This window comes from Corynebacterium sp. HMSC056F09 (assembly GCF_001815785.1).
In the GTDB taxonomy this organism is placed as follows: Bacteria; Actinomycetota; Actinomycetes; order Mycobacteriales; family Mycobacteriaceae; genus Corynebacterium; species Corynebacterium hiratae.
On the sequence record NZ_KV821900.1, the window covers coordinates 1 to 352 of the forward strand.

Below are 352 nucleotides of genomic sequence, written 5' to 3' on the forward strand. Positions count from 1 at the left end.
GGGCCCACAACACCGCACACACAACCCCTACCAAGTATCACATGCACACGGTTTAGCCTCATCCACGTTCGTTCGCCACTACTAGCAGAATCATAATTTTATTTTCTTCTCCTACGGGTACTGAGATGTTTCACTTCCCCGCGTAAACCCCCACAACAGCTATGAATTCACTGAAGGGTAACACCCCATAACAGGTGCCAGGTTTCCCCATTCGGACATCCTCGGATCAACGCTTTATTGACAACTCCCCGAGGCTTAACGCAGCCTTACACGTCCTTCATCGGCTCAGCATGCCAAGGCATCCACCATGCGCCCTAAATAACGAACACACAACCAACACAACAACCACCAC

Annotated in this window: 1 rRNA gene; it reads right to left on the reverse strand. The window is 50.6% G+C overall.

From position 1 onward, the window contains the following. Positions 1-329, reverse strand: a 23S ribosomal RNA gene (locus HMPREF3056_RS03235); the annotation flags it as partial. Positions 330-352: the final 23 nt, after the last annotated feature.